This is a genomic window from Mongoliitalea daihaiensis (assembly GCF_021596945.1).
GTDB lineage: Bacteria > Bacteroidota > Bacteroidia > Cytophagales > Cyclobacteriaceae > Mongoliitalea > Mongoliitalea daihaiensis.
The window spans coordinates 433,972-455,582 of sequence record NZ_CP063779.1; the positions used below are offsets into that span (position 1 = coordinate 433,972).

20 protein-coding genes are annotated in these 21,611 nt (G+C 39.5%); 8 read left to right on the forward strand and 12 right to left on the reverse strand.

The window, feature by feature from the left end; genetic code table 11:
• Nucleotides 1-5 precede the first annotated feature (5 nt).
• The 3 genes from IPZ59_RS01615 to IPZ59_RS01625 are packed head-to-tail and all read right to left on the reverse strand — an operon-like array spanning nt 6 to nt 2,107.
• Nucleotides 6-1,115, reverse strand: coding sequence for a hypothetical protein (locus tag IPZ59_RS01615; protein ID WP_236138140.1), 1,110 nt, complete (start codon nt 1,113-1,115; stop codon nt 6-8).
• A 12-nt stretch (nt 1,116-1,127) separates the two neighbouring features.
• Entirely contained in the window at nt 1,128-1,571 is a 444-nt protein-coding gene (locus tag IPZ59_RS01620) for a DUF2147 domain-containing protein (protein WP_236138141.1), read from the reverse strand.
• Between the two features lie 23 nt (nt 1,572-1,594).
• Nucleotides 1,595-2,107 (reverse strand): hypothetical protein, encoded by a 513-nt coding sequence (locus IPZ59_RS01625; RefSeq protein ID WP_236138142.1) that lies wholly within the window; start codon nt 2,105-2,107, stop codon nt 1,595-1,597.
• A 161-nt stretch (nt 2,108-2,268) separates the two neighbouring features.
• Between IPZ59_RS01625 and IPZ59_RS01630 the strand changes: the two genes are divergently transcribed.
• The 4 genes from IPZ59_RS01630 to IPZ59_RS01645 all read left to right on the forward strand — a co-directional run bounded on the left by IPZ59_RS01630 (nt 2,269) and on the right by IPZ59_RS01645 (nt 8,497).
• On the forward strand, nt 2,269-3,564 hold the full coding sequence (locus IPZ59_RS01630; protein ID WP_236138143.1) for a M20/M25/M40 family metallo-hydrolase: 1,296 nt from the start codon (nt 2,269-2,271) through the stop codon (nt 3,562-3,564).
• Nucleotides 3,561-4,181 carry a Pr6Pr family membrane protein gene (locus IPZ59_RS01635; protein WP_236138144.1) on the forward strand — a complete coding sequence of 207 codons (621 nt, stop codon included), beginning with the start codon at nt 3,561-3,563 and terminating at the stop codon, nt 4,179-4,181. The genes IPZ59_RS01630 and IPZ59_RS01635 overlap by 4 nt, the downstream gene beginning before the upstream one ends.
• Before the next feature lie 328 nt (nt 4,182-4,509).
• Complete coding sequence (locus IPZ59_RS01640; protein WP_236138145.1) at nt 4,510-6,378, forward strand: outer membrane protein assembly factor BamB family protein; 1,869 nt, start codon at nt 4,510-4,512, stop codon at nt 6,376-6,378.
• Between the two features lie 247 nt (nt 6,379-6,625).
• A complete protein-coding gene (locus tag IPZ59_RS01645) occupies nt 6,626-8,497 on the forward strand; it encodes an alpha-amylase family protein (RefSeq protein ID WP_236138146.1) in 1,872 nt (623 codons plus the stop codon).
• A gap of 8 nt (nt 8,498-8,505) precedes the next feature.
• Here IPZ59_RS01645 and selD read toward each other — a convergent pair whose 3' ends face one another.
• The 3 genes from selD to IPZ59_RS01660 form a co-directional block, all read right to left on the reverse strand.
• Nucleotides 8,506-9,552, reverse strand: coding sequence for a selenide, water dikinase SelD (gene selD / locus IPZ59_RS01650; protein WP_236138147.1), 1,047 nt, complete (start codon nt 9,550-9,552; stop codon nt 8,506-8,508).
• Complete coding sequence (gene mnmH, locus IPZ59_RS01655) at nt 9,537-10,580, reverse strand: tRNA 2-selenouridine(34) synthase MnmH (RefSeq protein WP_236138148.1); 1,044 nt, start codon at nt 10,578-10,580, stop codon at nt 9,537-9,539. The genes selD and mnmH overlap by 16 nt, the downstream gene beginning before the upstream one ends.
• A 267-nt stretch (nt 10,581-10,847) precedes the next feature.
• The gene (locus IPZ59_RS01660) at nt 10,848-11,318 is read right to left on the reverse strand and encodes a Dps family protein (RefSeq protein ID WP_236138149.1); all 471 of its coding nucleotides are present in this window, start codon (nt 11,316-11,318) and stop codon (nt 10,848-10,850) included.
• A 148-nt stretch (nt 11,319-11,466) separates the two neighbouring features.
• Between IPZ59_RS01660 and IPZ59_RS01665 the strand changes: the two genes are divergently transcribed.
• On the forward strand, nt 11,467-12,708 hold the full coding sequence (locus IPZ59_RS01665) for an ATP-binding protein (RefSeq protein WP_236139757.1): 1,242 nt from the start codon (nt 11,467-11,469) through the stop codon (nt 12,706-12,708).
• 163 nt (nt 12,709-12,871) lie between these two features.
• Here IPZ59_RS01665 and IPZ59_RS01670 read toward each other — a convergent pair whose 3' ends face one another.
• From IPZ59_RS01670 to dusB, 6 genes are all read right to left on the reverse strand, one after another.
• The gene (locus IPZ59_RS01670) at nt 12,872-15,088 is read right to left on the reverse strand and encodes a histidine kinase dimerization/phosphoacceptor domain -containing protein (RefSeq protein ID WP_236138150.1); all 2,217 of its coding nucleotides are present in this window, start codon (nt 15,086-15,088) and stop codon (nt 12,872-12,874) included.
• A 151-nt stretch (nt 15,089-15,239) separates the two neighbouring features.
• A complete protein-coding gene (locus tag IPZ59_RS01675) occupies nt 15,240-15,662 on the reverse strand; it encodes an energy transducer TonB (RefSeq protein WP_236138151.1) in 423 nt (140 codons plus the stop codon).
• Between the two features lie 129 nt (nt 15,663-15,791).
• Complete coding sequence (locus IPZ59_RS01680; protein ID WP_236138152.1) at nt 15,792-16,526, reverse strand: LytR/AlgR family response regulator transcription factor; 735 nt, start codon at nt 16,524-16,526, stop codon at nt 15,792-15,794.
• Between the two features lie 144 nt (nt 16,527-16,670).
• The gene (locus tag IPZ59_RS01685; protein ID WP_236139758.1) at nt 16,671-17,417 is read right to left on the reverse strand and encodes a ThuA domain-containing protein; all 747 of its coding nucleotides are present in this window, start codon (nt 17,415-17,417) and stop codon (nt 16,671-16,673) included.
• Between the two features lie 91 nt (nt 17,418-17,508).
• Nucleotides 17,509-18,405, reverse strand: a complete 897-nt coding sequence (locus tag IPZ59_RS01690) for a DMT family transporter (RefSeq protein ID WP_236138153.1) — start codon at nt 18,403-18,405, stop codon at nt 17,509-17,511.
• A 126-nt stretch (nt 18,406-18,531) separates the two neighbouring features.
• Nucleotides 18,532-19,521, reverse strand: a complete 990-nt coding sequence (dusB, locus tag IPZ59_RS01695; RefSeq protein WP_236138154.1) for a tRNA dihydrouridine synthase DusB — start codon at nt 19,519-19,521, stop codon at nt 18,532-18,534.
• A gap of 38 nt (nt 19,522-19,559) precedes the next feature.
• Between dusB and IPZ59_RS01700 the strand changes: the two genes are divergently transcribed.
• From IPZ59_RS01700 to IPZ59_RS01710, 3 genes are read left to right on the forward strand one after another with little or no spacing between them, the layout of a single operon-like run.
• A complete protein-coding gene (locus tag IPZ59_RS01700) occupies nt 19,560-20,501 on the forward strand; it encodes a CPBP family intramembrane glutamic endopeptidase (RefSeq protein ID WP_236138155.1) in 942 nt (313 codons plus the stop codon).
• Nucleotides 20,494-20,700, forward strand: coding sequence for a putative signal transducing protein (locus IPZ59_RS01705; RefSeq protein WP_236138156.1), 207 nt, complete (start codon nt 20,494-20,496; stop codon nt 20,698-20,700). The genes IPZ59_RS01700 and IPZ59_RS01705 overlap by 8 nt, the downstream gene beginning before the upstream one ends.
• A complete protein-coding gene (locus IPZ59_RS01710) occupies nt 20,684-21,541 on the forward strand; it encodes a phosphatidate cytidylyltransferase (protein WP_236138157.1) in 858 nt (285 codons plus the stop codon). Before IPZ59_RS01705 ends, IPZ59_RS01710 begins: the two co-directional genes overlap by 17 nt.
• The last annotated feature ends 70 nt before the right edge of the window (nt 21,542-21,611 follow it).

The following is a 21,611-nucleotide window of genomic DNA, read 5'->3' on the forward strand; positions in this document are numbered from 1 at the left end:
AATTTTTATAACGTCACAAAACTGATCCCAATATTGAAATAAACCGCATTGCTTAAGTTATTAACCATCCCAAACTGCTGGGTTCCGAAGAAGCCTCTAAAGAACTCGCGACTCCCCTCCAACTCATCTGCATTGAAGGTCCAGTCCATACGATAACCAGCCTGCACATGCATCCAGAATGGTCCCGAAACTTGCTTTTGGAATTCTAATCTTGGTCGCAACTCGCCTCTCCTGATTTCATAGCTATTGTTCCCAACTGAGAAATCATTGATACGGTAGGATTGCCCCTCCAATTCATATCCGAAAAGCAATAATGAATTCTTGCTAAAATTGTATCGCCCATGTGCTCTTGCAGGAAACAAAATTTCTGTTCCCCACTTTCTATTGGCACTTGTAACATCATACATGACTACTGGAACATAATTCAAATTACCCACACGATAGGTTCGGGCCAATCCTAATCCCCAGCGCTTGCTTTCGCTTACACGTTTAGCATAAACTGCCGCCAAGCTCCAGCGAACAGTATTAAAAGGTTGCAAGCCCCATGAGTAATCACCGCTCATGTCCAAGCCAGCTTGGATAATGAAGAAATTTTGCTCACTGATGGGCACAAAGAATGTATTGGTCCAATTGAGGTTATTCAATCCGCGCTCATCCAAAGTCTGAGTTAGCCCCGAAGCATCCGATTGACTATTAATATCAGAGATATTATAACCCACACGCATGTAGTTTAAACCACTTTGCCAAACCAAGTTACTTTTAGAGATAACTGGAATGTTGGAATTGAATCGAACACCACCCGTGAAATTCACTCGGCCACTTTCTGAAACCGGAGCATCCTCATCTACAGCCCAACCAGAATTACCACTAGCTGGAAAGCGCGCAGCAGAAAGATTCATAGTGTACGCTAACTGCCTATCATATGACAAACTGAAAAAACGGGTAGGACTTAAGCCAACAATCGTGGGTCTTGCATACCGCTTTACATTGCTATCATCCACCAATTCCAAGTCACCATAAATATCCCAATCATCGTCATCATCATCTTGGGCCATCAACGGAACAAGCCCTGCAAGAAACAGGGCCATACTCATACATACTATTTTTAGCTTCATCACAGACCTAGATTAGTTTATTTTCAACTTTCTCCAAGTATCTGATCTACCGAATGTTTTGACACCAACGAAGCCACGAATATCTAAAGTATTTTCATCCTTCATGGTGATAACAGAACTGTAGGTATTTCCAGATTCAGGATCATAGATCGTTCCATCTTCCCAAACACCCTTTCCTTTGTAGGTAAAATCCTTCAACATTCTGTAACCTCTTAACGGCACATTCTTCATACTCTCATCGGGATTATTCACATCAGTCTTTGGTTTACCTGTATTTGGATCGTTTGGCTCTTTTAGCCATACGATTCTTCCGTAATACTTCCCATCAATATTATCAATTTTCACTCGGGCTTTTCCATGTCCTGGCTCCCATACCCCCACCAATGCATCTGCATCCTGGGCCATTACAAAAGCACTACTGAATAGAAATGCTACAACTGCAAGTAACTTTTTCATAGGTTTATTGTGTTTATCGTTTGTTATTTTATTCCAAGTTCGAAGGTAACCTTTACCAAAAACTGCACATTTCCCCAAAACTCCTCATCCAACAAATCAAAATCACCCACGAAGGTAATCCTGCCGTCATTGAAGGCATTTGCTAAATTCTCCTGCTTATCGGCGATCGATAAAGAAATAGGAGAACCAACTTCAAATCCACGTTCATGCAAACCAACCCGCGTCATGGATGTATTTTGAGATGTGAGTTCAAATACCATTTTCTCCAGTGCCGGTAATTCATCTCCATCCACCAAGGTGATTTCTACGGAAGCTACTTTAGCTTTAGAAACTTTCCCTTGTACTTCTCCTAATAGTTCATTGACATCAAACTCCCAAGTAGCTGTAGAGGAGTTAGCCCCTTCAAAAAGAGGACCTTCGGCAGTAAGCTCCAACTCAGGAGTTTCGACTATTACAGTCGTCAAATTGCCGGAACAAGCTGCCAATAAGAAGACTACAAGTGCGCTGATAGTCAGCGAGAGGATATATTTTTGCATACGGTTTATGGTTAATTCTACGACAGAACGCGCATTCAGATTCAAATAAATCAAGAATCTTACCAGTTTTAACTCCTACAAGTGAGCTCTTGTTCTTTGAATCTGATAATTTCGATATATTGAACCGACAAAAAAAGTACACAAACTCAAGATTCGCAACTATGAGAACATATCTATTTGGATTCCTCCTGATTTTTTGCTTGCATTTAAGCCATGCTCAATCCTTAAGCTCCTCTGAAGAAAGACTGATTGAAAAAGTAGAAAAAAACTATCAAGAGACCTTGGCTCTACTGGAAGAAACCGTGAATATCAATTCTGGAACATTTAATTTAGAGGGGGTTCGGACTGTTGGAAAAGTATTTGAGCGGGAGTTTGCCAACATAGGATTCACAACAGAATGGATCACTTTGCCTGATTCCTTGAAAAGAGCAGGACATTTTGTTGCCACTCGAAAAGGATCCAAAGGCAAGAAATTATTTTTCATCGGACACTTGGATACGGTTTTTGAAAAAGATATGCCATTTTACCCTTTCACCTATGTGGATGAACATACCGCCAAAGGACAAGGAGCCAATGACATGAAAGGGGGAAATGTGATGATTTTTGCGACACTCAAAGCCTTGCATGAACTAGGACTCTTAGAAGACAGAACTGTTACGGTGTACTTTACAGGGGATGAAGAAAACGCTGGCAGCCCGAGTTGGGTCAGTAGACTGGATTTTGTAGAACGAGCTAAACTACATGATTATGCACTTGGTTACGAAACTGCCCAAGGCTTCAATATAGCAACCGTGGCCAGAAGAGGTGCAAGTGGGTGGACTTTAAAGACAACTGGAAGACAAGTACACTCTTCTGGCGTATTTCGTGAATCTGTAGGTTATGGAGCAATTTACGAAGCCGCAAGAATCTTGAATACCTTCCGCGAAGAATTAGCAGGAGAAGAGTACCTAACCTTCAATCCAGGTCAAATTATTGGCGGTTCGGATGTTGCTTACAATGAGGACACAGGAGAAGGCAGCGCTTTAGGCAAAACCAATATCGTAGCCAGAGAAGCATTGGTAACGGGTGATTTACGCTTTTTGGGTGAGGATCAAAAAGAAAAAGCTCGGGAAAAAATGACGGAAATCGTCGGTAGAAACCTCAATGGAACTACGGCAAGTATTACTTTCGAAGATGGCATTCCTTCCATGCCACCCACGGAAGGAAATTATGCTTTGGTAGATATCCTTTCCAAAGTCAGCCAAGATATGGGATTTGGTGAGGTAAAAGCGGGAGATCCGGGTTCGAGAGGTGCTGGAGATATTTCTTATGTCGCAGACTACTTGGATTGCATCGATGGACTGGGGGCTTCCGGTCGAGGAGCACATTCACCTGAGGAAACTATCAACATGAAGGAGTTTCCTGATTTATTGAAGCGATCGACCGTGTTTGTATATCGCCTACTCCATGAATTATGAGAAAAAATCTAGCCTACATTTTTGCGTTTATCAGCTGGTCTGCGGTGACTATGCAATATTGGATCATGTTGGAAGCCAGTCCACTCTCTTGGGGAGCGGCTACCATTCGTTTTTTTAGTTTTTTCACAATTCTAACCAATACACTTTTAGCGCTTTACTTCAGTTCTCAGATTCATGGAGACCTTCACAACAGAGGAAAAATCTGGAAAAAGTCAGGCACTTTAACCGCTATCACTGTTTACATTTTGGTAGTTGGTCTCGTGTATCAAGTTGTTTTACGCAGTATCTGGGACCCTCAGGGAATGGCCCGGGTCACAGATGAGTTGCTACACACGCTCAATCCCTTACTAGCGCTTATATTTTGGTGGTTGTTCGAAGACAAAAAAGCAGTTGAATGGAAGCAAGTCCCTTATTGGCTAATCTATCCCTTGGGATATTTTGTATACACAGTCATTCACGGGCAAATCTCTGGATTCTATCCTTATCCTTTTGTGGATTTGAATACGATCAGTGTAGGGCAATTGGGCATAAACTTTCTTGTATTGGCTGTTGTCTTTATGGCAATTTCAGGGTTATTGGTCTGGGTTGGGAAAAAGTCCAGTATGAGGCAAACATAGATTTTTTAGATGCATTAATATTGCATTTCTTAAAAATTGATTCCCATAGGAAGAACATATTCTATTTTAAAAATTCATTATTTTTTGAGAGACCTATCTTTTTATTATTCAGAAATTACGCAGTCGAAATGTTTCTTAACTTATTTAGGATAGCATGGAATAGGAAGATAAAATTCTCCTTTTGAATGCATAAAATAATGAAAGTGTTTCATAAAGAGGAAATTAGATGTTAAATTTAGGAATATACTAGAACTTGAAACTCTTGTCAAGCTATTTTTTGGCACTAACATCTCATTTAAACTAAATATTAATTGTTAAAAAAAATCCTATGAAACTACAAGAAATATTATCCATAACTCTGATGTATTCGCTAAAGAAAAAAATGCTCTTTTCAAAACCGAAAATTAACTCATTGACTTCGGTTTCCTATGGTCTTATTTTAGGACTCTTATTTACCTTTAGTGTGTCTCAAGTGTTCGCCCAAAATGGATCTGACTGGGTAATTTCCACTGATTTCACTCCAAGATACACTTCTTTTTCAAATGATGGAAAATACATCATTCTTGAAAATGAGAATCAATATCAAGTGTGGAACCTTCAAAGTAAGCAGCAGGTACTTCAAGGCAATTACCGTAACAAAGTGGGTCGAAGTATCCCTGGTGTTGGGTTGACCGAAGGAAGTGCTTTTCTTTTATTTGAGCAAGAGGAAATTTTTCTACAGTTTGATTACACATTAGCTTTTACAACAGCTACTGCATTTGACCTGAATAACGGAAAAGAAAAGTGGGTAAAAAATGACTTGGATATTGGTATTTCAACAGTGGAATCCATTTATCAGATTTTTTCAAACGCACAAAGACTAAGCCAGGATAAAGAAACGCTTTCCGAAGTGACGTTTTCTGCTGTTACGGGAATAAATACTGTTTCCAAAAAGAATAATATTCCGGTCAGTTATGTAGGGCACGATGAAAGGTTGAATAAGCTAATCACGTATTTTCCCGAAAAAAATGCCATCGCAGTAAATGGCAAGGACGGGCTGCAGTTATTAGAGATCGATTCGGGTGAAGTTTTGTGGCAACAACCAGAATTAAAAGGGGGATTGGGAGAAGTGTTTTACGAGCCCAACAATGACTTGATTATTGCAATCAGGGTAAGTCAGACAGAGCTTCAAAACATAGCGGGAAGACCAGAAGTGCAGGCTTTGAATGCCCAAAATGGGGATTTGATTTGGAGTTTAAAATACAGTGGTGACTTTATCCCAAGCACAGCATTTGTCAGGGAGAATGTTTTGCTTCTACCATATTTTGGATTGACATTGATCGATATCACAACAGGAGAAGAAATGGATAGTGATGTCAAAGAAGGTATGCAAAGACATAGAAGGATGTATAGAAACATGTCCGTTTTGGGGGCAGGCGGTGAAGAAGGAAATACCTTAGGCGACAACAGCTCTTATCCTTTAATTGACGAAAATAACATTATTCACTATGTAGTTGGTATGCAGGGCGGTAGACACATAGACCCGGATGGAAGCAGGAAGTCATATTTGCAGATTGATTTCAATACAGGTGAAATAATTCTTCATGAAGAAAAAATAGCTAGGCAAAACAACCGGGTCATTCAAGAGGAGTTGACAGGGGGTATGTTGTATTTGAAGATGACCAATGGTCTGTCAGGATCCTACATCGTGGCTTTAGATACCAAGAACGGGCAGATTGCTTTTGAAACAGAAAAAGTCAGTAATAGATTGGGAACAGACTTTGATCCATTTGTATTGGATGGGGATAAAATTGTAGATGCCTCCTCACAAGGAATTCACACCTATGATGCCAAAACTGGAGAAACTCTTTCCACAATCAGTTATAAGAAATTTGAAGTAGGAAGATTGAAAAATCAAATTGCTTTTGATAATGGGTTAATTTTGATCGGAACCGACGGTGTAGCCATTGCTGACAATGAAGGGAACGTGCAGACGACTTTCGAAGGAGTCAAAGAAATCAAAGACCTAATTCTTACGGAAAAGGAGATCTGGTTGGTTGAAAAAAATAGATTTTTTAGAGTAGGGACAGAACCTATAGAAATTTTGGAAGAAGTGAAGTTTGACAAAAATGAAAATGTTTTTTTCAGTCCCGAAGGCACATATTTGGTTAGGGTAAATGCCACAGGACGGGAATTGAACATTTTTCAAATGGAATGAGAATAGATGTTGGCTAAGTAAATATCCAGTCGGTTAAAAGAAACTAACGTGTACAAATGAGCATTAATTTACTCATCTCAAAGCATCTGCTAACAGTTATGAGTTTAGGAAAACTTTATCAACTTTTTAAGAACAGTTACTATCAATAGTAAGCATATGTGAGGGATTTTTGAAAAGTTAAGGGACATGGTTATTCTTTCAGTAGATGACATAGATTCAAATCCCAACATTTTTTTATCTTTAGACTATGAAAAAATTGCTCTTTTTATCGCTGGCCGCATGCTCATTTTTGGCATTCAGCTGCAAACAAACCGAAACAGCTCTAGAGTCTCCTATGGAAGAACAACACAAGATCGTCGTGTACCAAGTGTTTACCCGCCTGTTTGGGAACACCAATACTACCAATAAGCCTTGGGGAACCTTGGAAGAAAATGGCGTTGGGAAGTTTTCTGACTTTACCGACAAAGCCTTAGAAGAAATCAAAGCCTTGGGTGTAAGCCATATTTGGTACACTGGCATTCCTCATCATGCGGTCATCAGGGATTATTCAGCCTACGACATTAGCAATGATGATCCAGATGTGGTCAAAGGACGTGCTGGGTCGCCCTACGCTGTGAAGGACTATTATCAAGTCAATCCTGACCTAGCAGATGATCCTGCCAAACGATTGGAAGAATTTGAAGCCTTGATAGCACGCACGCACAAGCATGGGATGAAAGTCATCATCGACATCGTCCCTAACCATGTCGCTAGAAAATATGAAGGCAAAAATAATCCTGCTGGTGTGAGTGATTTTGGTGCGAATGATGACCTTACAGTGGAGTATCATAAGAACAATAACTTTTACTACATCCCAGGGAAATCCTTTACAGTACCTGCTCCCTTGGACAATTACAAGCCTCTCGGCGGAGAAGTTCATCCGCTATCCGACGGAAAATTTGATGAAAACCCGGCAAAATGGACAGGAAATGGCAGTAGAGAAGCTCAACCTCATTTTTACGATTGGTACGAGACTGTCAAAGTTAATTACGGCGTACGACCTGATGGCACCAAAGACTTCCCAAGCCTTCCGGAAGGTTATGACAAAAAAGATTATCAGGCTCATGCTACTTTCTGGGCAGATAAAGAGGTGCCAGATTCATGGAAAAAATTTAAGGATATCGCACTGTTCTGGACTGCAAAAGGAGTGGATGGATTCCGCTTTGATATGGCAGAAATGGTTCCGGTGGAGTTTTGGAGTTACATGAACTCCGCTATTAAAACAGCCAATCCCGATGCCTTCCTTCTCGCTGAAATCTACAACCCAAGAGAATATAGAAACTACATTCATTTAGGAAAAATGGATTTCTTATATGATAAAGTTGAACTCTACGATACCCTCAAAAACATCATGCAAGGCAACGGCTCGACTGACAACCTCATTCCAATTCAAGCAGGATTGGCAGATATCGGGAAACACATGCTTCACTTCCTAGAAAATCATGACGAGCAGCGAATTGCCAGTCCGGAATTTGTCGGAAAAGCGGAAATTGCTAAGCCAGCAGCTGTATTGTCTGCGACCATTGATGCCGCTCCAATGATGATTTACTTTGGGCAGGAAGTAGGCGAACCTGGAGCGGAAGATGCAGGATTTGGAAAACCAAGCCGTACATCCATTTTCGACTATATTGGTGTTCCACATCATCAGCGATGGATGAATGGAGGGAAATTTGATGGAGGACAGTTGAACACCTCCGAAAAAGAGTTGAGAGACTTCTACAAACGCTTGCTCAACTTCACGCTTTATAGCCCTGCCTTAGCTGGGAATTACGCAGAAATTCACAGCCATAACCGCACAAATACCGAATGGTACAATGACAAAGTCTTCTCTTTTGTTCGTTGGTCAGAAAAACAGCAATTAATCATCATCACCAACTTCTATAAAAATGACAGTTTTGGTTTTGAATTACAAGTACCTGCTGAAATTATACAAGCTTGGGGACTATCGGATGGCACCTCCATTTTGACCGAAAAATTGTATGGTCAAGCAAAGCCAGTGCTTACGATCCAAGCTGGAAAAGGGAGCCTTCGTGTAGACTTAAAACCTCTAGAAAGTTGGGTATTAGAGGTAAAAAAATAGGAGGCTAGTTACTTCCCTCCAATTATCTGTACCCGAATATCCTCGTAATCCTTAAATGCTCCCACTAGCCAAATAGATTGCTGAAGCCGATTCATTTCGGCTTCAAATTTTGCTTGAGCAGGCGCAGAAACAGCAAGTAGTAAACCTCCATTTGTCTGAGGATCACACAGCTTAACCATATCCATACCCTGCACACCAGCGGTTTTCTCACTGTAAGCATTCCAGTTTCGATAGGTATTATCCGGAAAAATAAACTGAGCGATGTATTCCTGAACGCCTTCAATCATAGGCAAAGCATTCATCTGTAAATGAGCGCTCAATCCGGAACCTTCTGCCATTTCTAATGTATGCCCCAAAATACCAAACCCAGTTACATCTGTCATCGCATGTACTTCAGGCATGGAACCTAGATGCATTCCAATAGAATTAACTTCAGCCGCATACTCCGCAAGCAATGCCTCATGTTCGGGGCTAATCTTTTCTCTTTTTAATGCTGTAGCCAATACCCCTATTCCCAGAGGTTTGGTAATATAGATTAAGTCCCCGCTTTGTGCCGTACTATTCTTTTTTATCTGTTGTGGATGGACAGTCCCAGTCACCGAAAGTCCAAAAATCGGGTCCTTGGCAGCGATGCTATGTCCTCCAGCTAGAGGAATGCCTACTGCTGCACAGACTTCCCGTGCACCACGCATCACCTCAGCAGCCAAGGAAGGGGAAATCTTTTCTACTGGCCAACTGAGAATAGCATTGGCAAAAATGGGTTTGCCGCCCATGGCAAAAACATCTGACACTGCATTGGCTGCCGCTATTTTTCCAAAGATGAATGGATCATCCACAATGGGGGTAAAAAAGTCAACGGTATTTATGACCGCCAAATCATCAGACACCTGATACACGGCGGCATCATCCTTGGACTCATTGCCTACCAAAAGTTGTGCAAACACTGTTCTAATCCCATCCTCTTGTTCCAATATTCGATCGAGTACCGCTGGGGCAATTTTACATCCACAACCCGATCCTTCACTGAACTGTGTAAGCCTTACTTTTTCTTCCATGTCAATTCATTTTTTGTTTTCAACAGAATTTGCACCCCTTCGTCCCATTTGACATCCGTAAAATCTAGACTTTTCAAGATATTCGCATGATTATTTTCCAAGTCATAATCGTAGAATTTGTCGTAGTAGGATAAGATTTCATCGATCCATCGTGCGTGCAAGCCCTCTTCTAAAGCCTCTAATGCCAGCTGTGTCCGCAAACCTCCCAGTTTTTTGGAAAGCTTTTTTATAGCCGCTTGTAAGTCTGCTCTAGGTAAGGAAGCATATTCGGCTGCAATATGTTTGATTCGTTGCTCTCTCGATTGAATAATCTCAATCATAGGTGCCGACTGCAGTTGAGTAAAAAAAACATCAGGTAAGATAACCGTCCCTATTTTTCTGCTTTCGTTTTCCACCCAAATGGGTTTATCCGCAGGCAATCCCCAAATTTCTTCCGCCAAAAGATTTTCAAAGTATTCATTGCTTGGTTGCGATAGTTGGCCGATACCTCCAAAGGCCGATCCTTTGTGATGGGCCAACCCTTCCAAATCAAGAATAGCCTCTCCTTGATTTTTAAGCTTCTGAAGTAACACCGTCTTTCCAACACCCGTACGCCCACCTAAGACTAGGAGTAAAAGTGGTTTTCTTACGCTTTCAAACGTAGCGGTTCGGTAGTTTTTATACCCACCTTCTAACCTAAAAACTTGAAATCCTACCATACTCAGGAGCCATGATAAAATTTGACTTCTCATCCCCCCTCTCCAACAATACAGTAACACTTTTTTCTTAGGACAAATCTGCATGGCTTCCTTCATGATATCTGCAAACCGAGGTCCAACCAATTCAAAGCCCTTGAGTACCGCTGCCTCTGAGCTTTTTTGTTTATAAATAGTCCCTACGAGTTTTCTTTCTTCATCATTTAAAATAGGAAGATTGTAAGCCCCCACGATGTGGGCTTGAGCAAACTCCCCCTCACTCCTTGCATCTATCAGAGGTAAGGTAGCTCTCAGGGCTAAAAATTGTTCTAAACTTACAAGCTGTTCAGTCATCTATCAAAGATTGGAATAATAACCTTACAAATCGAATCTAGTACATCCTTTTTTTATGAGAGTCAACCGTAAACCGAAGGGCCTTTGTTGGAGGGATACCTTGAAAAAAATGATGTGAATGAGCCTTATCCAAGCATTAGCCATCAACCCGATCAAACAAGGAGGACGAAGTACAAACTATCAATTGATTTGAGAATTGTGATCTTCCAAAAATAAAAAACCCCGAATTGTATCGGGGCCTTATTCCTTATTTTAACGTGATTGATCTTACTTCAAATAAGCAGATAACATCCACACTACTTTTTCTTTCGCAGTGATATATTCACTCATCAAGGCATCAGTACCTTCGTCGCCTTGCTCACCTGCCAATTCCAATGTTTCTCTCTCCAACTCCAAAAGGCTATTCAAATTGTCACGAGTAATCTCCACCATTTGCTTGGCATCTGTAACCAATTTTGCTTCTTTTATAACTGCGTGCTCGATATACTCTTCATACGAAGACAAAGGTCTTTCTCCCAAAGTCAGCACTCTTTCGGCTGTTTCATCGATATTGAGAGCGGCTGCATTATATAACTCCTCAAATTTTGCATGTAATTCAAAGAAGTTAGGTCCTGTGACATTCCAATGAAAATTTCTAAGGTTTTGATAGTATACCTGATAATTCGCAAGTAGGGCATTTAACTTCGATGCTAAAACTTTGCTGTCTTTTATTTTTAAACCAATATCATTTGTGCTCATAATCTTTATATTTAGTGTTTGTTTACTAGCTATATAAACAAATATAAGGCCATAGTGTCACAAAAACTAAATAAGGTCTATTGATAATAACTATGGGGAAAAGCAGTTTTCTATACAATGGGGGATTACCTATCGAAGGATGGAACAAATGAAGCAGGCGCTACAGGATATCGGTATTTTGGACTTTTACCGTAATAAAAACACTATCAAATGGCTGATTTTCATCAGTTCAGTAATCATTAGCTTTGGATCTATTTATTATACCAACTTACTGGTTGAGGAACTGCGCGAACGTGAAAAGCGTCAAATTCAATTATTAGCCAAAGCTTTGGAGTACGCCTCTATAAATACTGACAATTTGACATTTATCAACTCAGAAATCATTCAGCAAAATTATTCTATCCCTGTGATCATAGCTGATGCGGCAGGCAATCCTTTGGATATGCGGAACATCAAGATTAGAAAAAATGCCAGCGATGAAGAAAAGTCAAAGATTTTAAGGGAAGAAATCCAACAAATGAAGGCGCAATTTGAGCCCATAGAAATCATGGACTCTTTTGTGTATTACCGTAACTCTGAGTTGCTAACCTCTCTTCGTTTTTATCCATACATTCAGCTTTCGGTAATTTTGGTATTTGGTGCTTTGGCCTACGCAGTCTTTAACCAATCCAAGATTGCCGAACAGAATAGAGTTTGGGCTGGCTTGACTAAAGAAACTGCACATCAACTAGGGACTCCAATTGCTTCCTTGATGGCATGGCTGGACTACTTTAAGCACTCACCTTTTTACGAAGAAAACAAAGAGGTCATTCATGAGATGGATAAAGATGTGGTGAAATTACGGATGGTCACCGAGCGATTTAGTTCGATTGGAAGCAAACCTTCCATACAGCCTGAAAATGTTTTTATGGTCATCGATGAAGCCATCAACTACCTTCGGCCTCGCATATCAACTAAAGTAAACATGACTGTCAATGGATATGGTAATGACATCGATGCCATGATCAACAAGCCTCTCTTTGAGTGGGTCATCGAAAATATTTGTAAAAATGCGGTAGATGCCATGAAAGGACAGGGAAATATAACCATCAATATCATCAAGGAAAGTGAAAAATATGTCTTTGTGGACATCACTGATGATGGTAAAGGCATGGAAAAAAGCATATTCAAAAAAATATTTACACCTGGATTCACTACCAGAAAAAGAGGCTGGGGTTTAGGGCTTACCCTTGCCAAGAGAATCATCGAAGGCTATCACAAGGGTAAAGTATTTGTGAAAGAATCCGAGGTTGGAAAAGGTACTACATTCCGGATCATTCTTCAAGGAACCAAGGAAGGCATAGCTAAATTTCAACGAGAAGATTTTGTCGCGCAGGGCCTGAATAACTAAAGAACCTAAAGACTTTTCTTTATTTATCAAACCTTCATTATTTTAAACTTGTAGCAGGAAACCCGATGCGTACATGGTTGGGTAAAGGGTGGATTTCTACTATCCACCCTTATCCAATTGTCCCTAATTATACACCATCAAATTCATACTTCTAAAAAGTTAATTAAGCAGCAATACGCTCCTCAGAAAAAGAAATCTCAAAACTAGCCCCAGGATGAGAAACAATGGTCAACTGCCCATTAATTTGGCGCGTGAGTGTCCTCACAAGCTTTAATCCTAAAGATTTTGTTTGATCAATATCCAAGTTTTCATCCAGCCCTTTCCCAGTATCCTTGATAAATAGGCTATACTGCCCTGGTTCTTTTTCTGAAAAAACAATATGAATCTCTCCAAAATCCTTCTCCTCAAATGCATACTTCAGCGCATTAGATAAAAGTTCATTCGTAATCAAGCCTAGAGGAATGGCCATATCCATATCTAAACTTATTTCTTCCGCATCAATTTTGACTTCAATTTGCTTATCAGATCTGTAAGTCTGCGTCAAAAAATCACTCAACTGCTGCATATACTCCTGCATGTTAATTTTTGAAAGATTTTCATATTGATATAGCTTTTCATGGATCAATGCCATCGTTTTCACACGACTTTGGCTTTCCTTCATCGCATCTTTCATTTTATCATCTTTCATTGTGCGAGTCTGCATACTCAAGAGGCTGGAGATAATTTGAAGGTTGTTTTTAACTCGATGATGGATCTCCTTGAGAAGCAATTCACGTTCAGCATTCTGTTTCTCAATTTCTTTGTTTTTGATTTCCAATGCTTGATTATATTTTTTACGTAAGCGAGCTTGCCTATAAAATACACCTGCTATTGTCAAGAGTACCACCAAACCAAAAAGTGTAAGGCTAATCTGCGTCTGCTGCTTTTGTGCCAAAAGGGATTGAATTTCTTTTTCTTGTTCAAGTACTGCAATAGCCTGATCTTTTTTACTCGTCTCATATTGAGTCTCCAACTCAGCGATTTGACGGTTTTTAGTTTCATTAAAGACAGAGTCTTTGTAGACTTGATATAAGGTAAGGTATTGAAAAGCATTATTAAAATCACCCTTTCTTTGAGAAACCTCGGCCAATCCTTGATAGGAATCACGAATCCCTGCCATGTCATTAATTTCTTTTCTTATTTCCAATGACTTATTCATGTGCTCTAAAGCTTTATCCACAACACCCAACTTATTGTAAGCATATCCTATGTTAAAAAACCAGCCAGCTTTATGTTGATTTCTTTGATTTTCATTGAATTTAAGGGCTTTTTCGAAGTATTGGATGGCCTCCTTATAGTTTTCCTTTTTAAACTCTACGTTACCCAATGTACCATAGGAGGCTCCCAACTCTTCACTGAAACCATTAGCCTCGAAAAAGGGCAAAGACCTGTTCACATAATACACTGCCGAATCCAGATCCCCCTCTGAATAATGATAGATGGCAAGTTCACTTTGTAAATTAGCCAATTCCATTAAATGAGGACTAGCCTGCAAAAAGCTCTTAACCTGTAAAAGTGTGGCATATTGTTTTTGGGGTTCTCTTCTGAAATCATATACCTCTGCCAAACGCATAAAGGATTTTGCCATGAGTTTTTGATCATTACTAGCCTCAGCAATTTTCACTGCCTTCAATAACATCTGCATCCCCTCTTCCTGCTTGTTCAATTCTTTGAATGCTAAGTATTTGTTGATGTAAAAACCTACCCAACGGGTCTCCATTGAATCCAACATACTTTTTAAGTAAGTTTCTGTTTTCAAAAAATTGCTCAAAGCCGAATCAAACAAGGATTGTCGGTAAAAAGCTAAACCTATATTTTCATACACACTAGCAAGAGAAAGAGTATCCTTCTCTCTCATAAAAATCGGTAGGGCCTCCATATAATTAAGCACTGCTGAATCGTAATCCCCCCCTTTTTCATGCATGATACCAATATTCATAGCCATACCAGACACATTTTTGGGCTCATTCGCTTCGCCATAAAATACTTTAGCTGATTTGAAAGCATCTTTTGATCCCCTGATATTACCTCTAAAAAACTCAAGAGTGCCTAGCCCCCGATAAAGGTGTGCCATCAATAATGGATTATTCACCTTGGTCTTTTGGGACACTGTCTTCTCATAAAACTCAAAAAACTCAGGATCGAGACTTTCACTTCCTTTAGCTTCAATGATAGCAAGAACCTCTCTCGCCTTTTTTGAATCATTTTTTGCTACAAAGGACCAAAAAGATTTTTCATAAGTAGCCAATGAATCCATTACCCATGCATTCTGTTGCGAATAAGTCCTATGGCACACAGTCAATGTCAAAGAAAGAAATAGGAAAAAAGAAAATTTTCTCATATAATAATTTTTAAAAAAGCCTTTACTGACTAAAGATATAAATTTTAAGAGTAATTTTTATCTGAACATGGGATTTTACCTCAAAACTTAAATAAAAAACCATCTTTTGAACCAAAAGATAGTTAGTGATTAAAAACCTTATGCAAATTCATTAATTTCTAAGTTCAAATCGGATTGGGAGCTGATAAGGGACTTCTCTTGGTTCCCCATTTTGTTGGGCTGGAATCCAATTAGGCATAGTGCTTACAAGTCTTAGAGCTTCTTTATCCAAATTAGGGTGTACTCCTTTTGATACATACGGATTGATTATTTTTCCATCTTTTGAAATTCTAAAGTTTACGAACACCGTGCCCTCTAAACCTTGCTTTAATGCCAATTCAGGATAAATCATTTGGGAAGCTAAAAATGTAGACATAGCCTCTTGTCCACCTATGAAACCGGGTAGCTCCATATCCCGGAATTTTACTTCGTTGGTGGAAGATGACTTATTAGAAGCAAGTAGACTTTCAGTTTGTGAAAAACTATTAAAGCTTACAGATAAAGCCAATGCGAAAATGAGTGCTGTTGCTTTCATGATTCATGTTGTTTGAGGTTGTTAAAAACTTTTGATTGAATCTCGCTAGAAAACGAATACAACGTTCTCACTATGGGAGCATCATGCATGAATTGTTAAAGAAATGCGGAAAAATGTCAAATCCCTTGTTCAGAGAAGTTTGATTTGATGCAACAACCAACTATACTGACTCCTGCTAATTGGAATCTCCTTTCCTGCAAGATGAATTGAATCAGCTTGAATCCCATCAATTTCCTCTAGATTGACCAAAAAAGACTTATGAATTCGGGCAAACCGATGGGAGTCTAGCTTGCTATCTAGCTCCTTTAAAGTTGCACGGATAACAAATTTTTTATTTCTGGTATTCACTATGGTATAATTTGCATCAGCCTCCAAATAAATAATATCTTGCAATTTGATTTTTACAAGCATACCGTTGGCCCGTACAAACAAACTATCCTTTAAAACAAACTCTTCTTCCCCTTCTTGATTTCCATTTTTGACCTGCTTTTTGGCAAAATTCGACATGGCCAATTCTATCCCAGCCAAAATCTCTTTCTCATTAAAAGGTTTCACTAAATACCCATAGGGATTTACAGCTTTAGCCCTGTTGATCGTATGAATATCAGCATGGGATGTCAACATAAGGAAGGGTATCCGGTAGTGTTCATTAATTTCAGCTGCCAATTCAATTCCATCTTTTCCTCCTTTAATCTGAACATCCAATAATGCCAAATCAGGAGACCTTTCCTCAATCATAGCCATAGCCTCTCTACAGCTAATAGCTATACCAACAACTTCATAGCCCAAATCTTCTAAGGTATCTTTCAGATCTTCAGCAATGACCAGCTCATCTTCAACTATCAGTATTTTTATCTTATTCAAAACAATATATTTAAAAGGGATTGAACATTCTTTTTTTTCATCACGTAACTTGCCCAAAAGAATGGATGCAACTACAGCCCATGAAAATAAACATATTCGCAGAGACCCCAACTAAAAAGGATTAAAAATTTAATACTCAAATCGCTAATCCTGATATCCTTTAGCCGCCCACCAAATACCTCCCAAAATATGCTTCATGAAATCAGGATTGGAAAAGGCCCAATCGGTATGGCCTAACGCAGTATAAAACATCCGTCCCCCATCAAATTCATTGGTCCAAGCAATCGGATGAAAGTCTCCCATACCTTGTTTGGCATCGTAACTTTTTTCATCAGCAGTGATCAACACCCGGACCTTTGGATTGAAATTTTGGAAAGCATAAATTTCATCAGACCACACCCATTTTTCTGGTAGATGATAAGTCGAAGGGTGATTTTGATCGATTACGTTCAATTTAACAGTTTGTTGATGAGGATGATTGAGGAACTGTGCTCCAATCAACTCCGTATACCAAGGCCAGTCATATTCGGTATCGGTAGCGCTGTGGATTCCGACGACTCCTTTTCCTGCCTGAACAAACTTTTGAATAGCAATTTTTTGGGTTTCATTAAAAATAGTGCCCGTAGTACTTAATAAAACAAGCACATCAAATCTGGCAAGGTTGGGTCCAGTAATAAAATCCTCATCTTCGGTAGTGTAGATTTCAAAAATATTGTCCCTTGCCAATTTTTTCAATGCGACCACTCCATCGGGGATAGATTGATGTCGAAAACCTTTGGTTTTACTGAAAACTAAGACGTTGAACTGTGCTCCTGATTGGGCGTAGGGACTTTCTAGGGAAAGCAAAAATACGAGAAGAAAAAAAGTAGTGAATCGCACAAATCGTTGCATAATTGGTAGAATTAATAAAGAAGAAAGACCTAAACCATCAAGAGGAAAATTACTCATACAAGCCAAGAATACCAAGTAAGCAGGGAAATAATTAGCGTCGATTGCCAATCCAAACTCCAATAATGACAGCTGCTATCCCAATGTAATGCCCAATAAGTAATGTCTCCCCATCAAGTAAGCCCCACATAATAGCTACGATGGGAATCAAATACGTAACAGAACTTGCAAAAACGGGGGTTGCTACTTTCACCATTACATTGAATAAAATCAAAGCTAGAGCTGTTCCTACAATCCCCAAAACACTAATCAATCCAGCTGCCACCCAAGCTCCTTCCACATGGATGATTTTGAAAGAAAAATCCGTTGCTGCAAATAAATAAATCAAAGCCATTGGCAGCACCATGGTAATAGAAATTGCTGTAATTGCTACTGGTTTTAGTTCTACAAACCGATATTTGATGATATTGAGATTCAACCCATAGCAACAGCAGGCCAGCAGTACAAATAAGGCATAGCTATTGATATCTGAAAAGCCACCAAAGCCCGTATCCTTCACCATCAGTAACAAGACTACACCAATAAAAGCGATCACTAGCCCCACTGTATTCCTTTTAGTGATGGTTGAATTAAAAAAAAGTGCTCCGATAATAACCACAAATAAAGGTGTCATGGCGTTGAAAACCCCGGTCAGGGAGGAACTCAGTTGGGTCTGAGCCTTTGCAAAAAGAAACGCCGGTATGAAGCTACCAACCAGTCCTACGATTAACAGATTTTTTACCTGCCGCTTATTGAGAGTTTTTAATCTGGGCAAAGACAAAGGGAGTAAAAACACTCCCGCAGCTACAATTCTAAATGCTCCTACCTCCCCCGGAGAAAATACTTCCAATCCTCGTTTGATGAGGATAAAAGAACTTCCCCAAATAAGTGCTAGTACAAAAAGGAATCCCCAAGCCTTCAAGGCATTTTCTGCAAGTATATCCCTAGTCATGGATTGAGATCATAACGTGTGCTTCAAACTTAAAATAGCTGCCTCATACAAATTGCCAAGGGCAGGATGTATGAAACAGCCTTTCATGATAAATCAAAAGTAATACTTGTGTATCGTAATCTTGAATTAAAATTGATAATCGGCATAAACAGACCCAACTTCATCCAAAATCCCCATCACTTCTGCCAAAGACTCTACTGTAACCATCTGTGTTCTGTAGGGTTTAAAGTTAGGCATGCCTCGAAAATAGTTGGTGTAATGCCTTCTCATTTCCAAAATCCCTAATTTCTCACCCTTCCATTTGACCGAAAACTCCAAATGTTTTTTGGTCACGCGGATACGATCCTCCATATCTGGACCCGCGAGTTTTTCGCCAGTAGCTAAGTAATGCTTGATTTCGTTGAAAATCCAAGGATAACCAATAGAGGCCCGCCCGATCATCATTCCATCCACATCGTACTTTTGCTTATATTCCAACGCTTTTTCAGGACTATCAATATCTCCATTACCAAATACAGGTATATGCAGACGTGGATTCGCTTTAACCTGATTCAAGTAAGACCAATCGGCCTCTCCTTTATACATTTGCTGCCGTGTACGGGCATGAATGGAAATCGCCTGAATGCCTACATCTTGTAGACGCTCAGCTACCTCTACAATTCGGATCGTGTCATGAGACCAGCCAAGACGCGTCTTGACAGTTACTGGAATTTTGACAGCTTTGACAATTTCGGCAGTCATGGAGACCATTTTATCAATATCCAATAGAATACCTGCACCAGCACCTTTGCAGGCTACTTTATGAACAGGGCATCCATAATTGATATCCAGGATATCTGGGCCCGCAGCTTCTGCAATAGCCGCAGCCTCTCGCATGGATTCTATATCATTTCCAAATATTTGAATACCGATGGGACGTTCGTATTCGAAAATATCCAGTTTTTGAACGCTCTTTGCTGCATCCCGAATCAAGCCCTCAGAGCTGATAAATTCTGTATACATCAAATCAGCCCCATTCTCCTTGCACACTGCACGAAAAGGCGGATCACTGACGTCTTCCATAGGCGCCAATAATAAGGGGAATTCACCGATTTCTAAGTTTCCTATCTTTACCACTGTTCAATTATAATTTTCCTGTAAATTTACGCCAAATTATGCAGATTTATAAAACCCAATCATCAATAGCCACTCGATCCAACTGGATTTTATCCTTAGTTGTATTAATTTTGATCACTTTCGGAGTAATGGCTGTCTTACAAAGTGCCGCTGTTTTTTTAGTTCCTGTAATCTTTAACATTCCCCTAGATGAAACCATAGCAATCTTCACCTCGGGATCTTCACATCCAAAAGCCCGTATGGCTTTCTTATTTGTGCAAGGGTTTGGTGGAGGTTTTGCGTTTTTGGCCGGTGGACTCCTCTATGCCAAATTAATAGACCAAGCGGATTTCTTTTGGAAACAACAAGTACAGGCTACTGAGTTCAAAAGCTTGATCTTAATGGTTTTAATTTTAACAACAGGCATTGTATTCAATGCAGTTTTAATTGACTGGAATGCCTCAGTTGTATTCCCTGAATTTTTGGCGGATATAGAGCAATATCTCCGTCAAAAGGAAAATCAACTGATGGAGCTGACCAAGTTTTTAACTGATTTTGACTCGATTTCAGAAGTGTTAGCAGGTATTTTGGTCATCGGTATTTTAGCCGGACTGGGAGAGGAGGTTTTTTTCCGAGGTGTCTTGCAACCTAAATTAACAGGATACTTCAATAATCCTCATGTAGCTGTTTGGGTGACTGCAATCATTTTTTCGGCTATTCATTTACAGTTTTACGGCTTTGTTCCAAGAGTGTTCTTAGGAGCGATTTTCGGTTATTTATACCTGTACTCAGGATCATTGGTCTATCCTATCCTTGCCCACATCTTAAACAATACCTTTACTGTCGTAATGCTATATTTAAATAAATTGGGTATACTAGAGTTTGATTTAGAGGAATCAGGTCAAGTGCCCTTGCTTACGGCTTTATTGGGTCTCCTTGGAATGATTTTTCTATTTCGAGTTTTCAAAAAACAACATTCTCAAGAAACTTCTCATGGGTAATTGGAAAAAAATATTTGCAGATGGATCTCCTGTTAGGGCTGAAATAGTTAAAAGTATTTTAGAGGAACGGGGAATTACTGCTGTCATATTGAATAAAAAAGAAACAGCCTACCAGATTCATGGACACTATGAAGTAATGGTAGCTGAGCAAAATCAGGAAGAGGCTCTAACTATTGTGCAGCATGAGATCACCTTTTAGAATGCGGGATCGCTTCAATATTAATAATTACAGTAATCTTGGCCAACGGGTCATTACTGCTTTGCTAGGAGCGACCGTTATCATCGCTGGCGCAATTTATAGTCCATGGATATATTTTGTAACCTTCGGACTTATACTTGCATTTTCTCAAATGGAATTTTACAAGCTTTCGGGATTGGACGGGATGCTTCCATTGAAGAGTTTTGGGACCTTTCTCGGGCTGCTCATCTTTTCATTAACTTTTTTTATTGAAATTGGGCATATGAATGATAAATACTACTTCCTGATTTTCCCCCTAGTATCACTGGTTTTTTTCATTAAATTATACAGAAAATCAGATAAAAAACCATTTACAGGAGTTGCTTATACATTTTTAGGCATCTTTTATGTGGCTGTTCCGTTTGCACTCTTAAATGTAGCTGCCTTTGCAGTAGATGAAACCTTTCATTATGAAATCATCATTGGATCCTTATTGATCTTATGGGCATCAGATTCGGGCGCGTACTTTGCAGGGACTAAGTTTGGAAAGACAAAACTCTTCGAAAGAGTATCTCCAAAAAAGTCTTGGGAAGGATTCTTAGGAGGTGCCGGAACTGCCTACGTGATCTCTTATGTATTAGGTAAGCACTTCAACACCTTACCTTCTTGGCAATGGTTGAGCATTGCTACCATCATCATCATCGCAGGCACCTATGGAGACTTGATAGAGTCCCTATTTAAGAGAAGTATAGAGATAAAAGATTCAGGAAAAACATTACCAGGACATGGAGGATTTATGGATCGGTTTGACGGATTGTTATTATCGGCACCATTTATCGCTGCTTTTTTGAAAATCTTTTAAAAATCACCCTAGCATACTGAAAAAGTCATTAATATTGTATCATAATTGAAATATTCAACTAAATAAACCC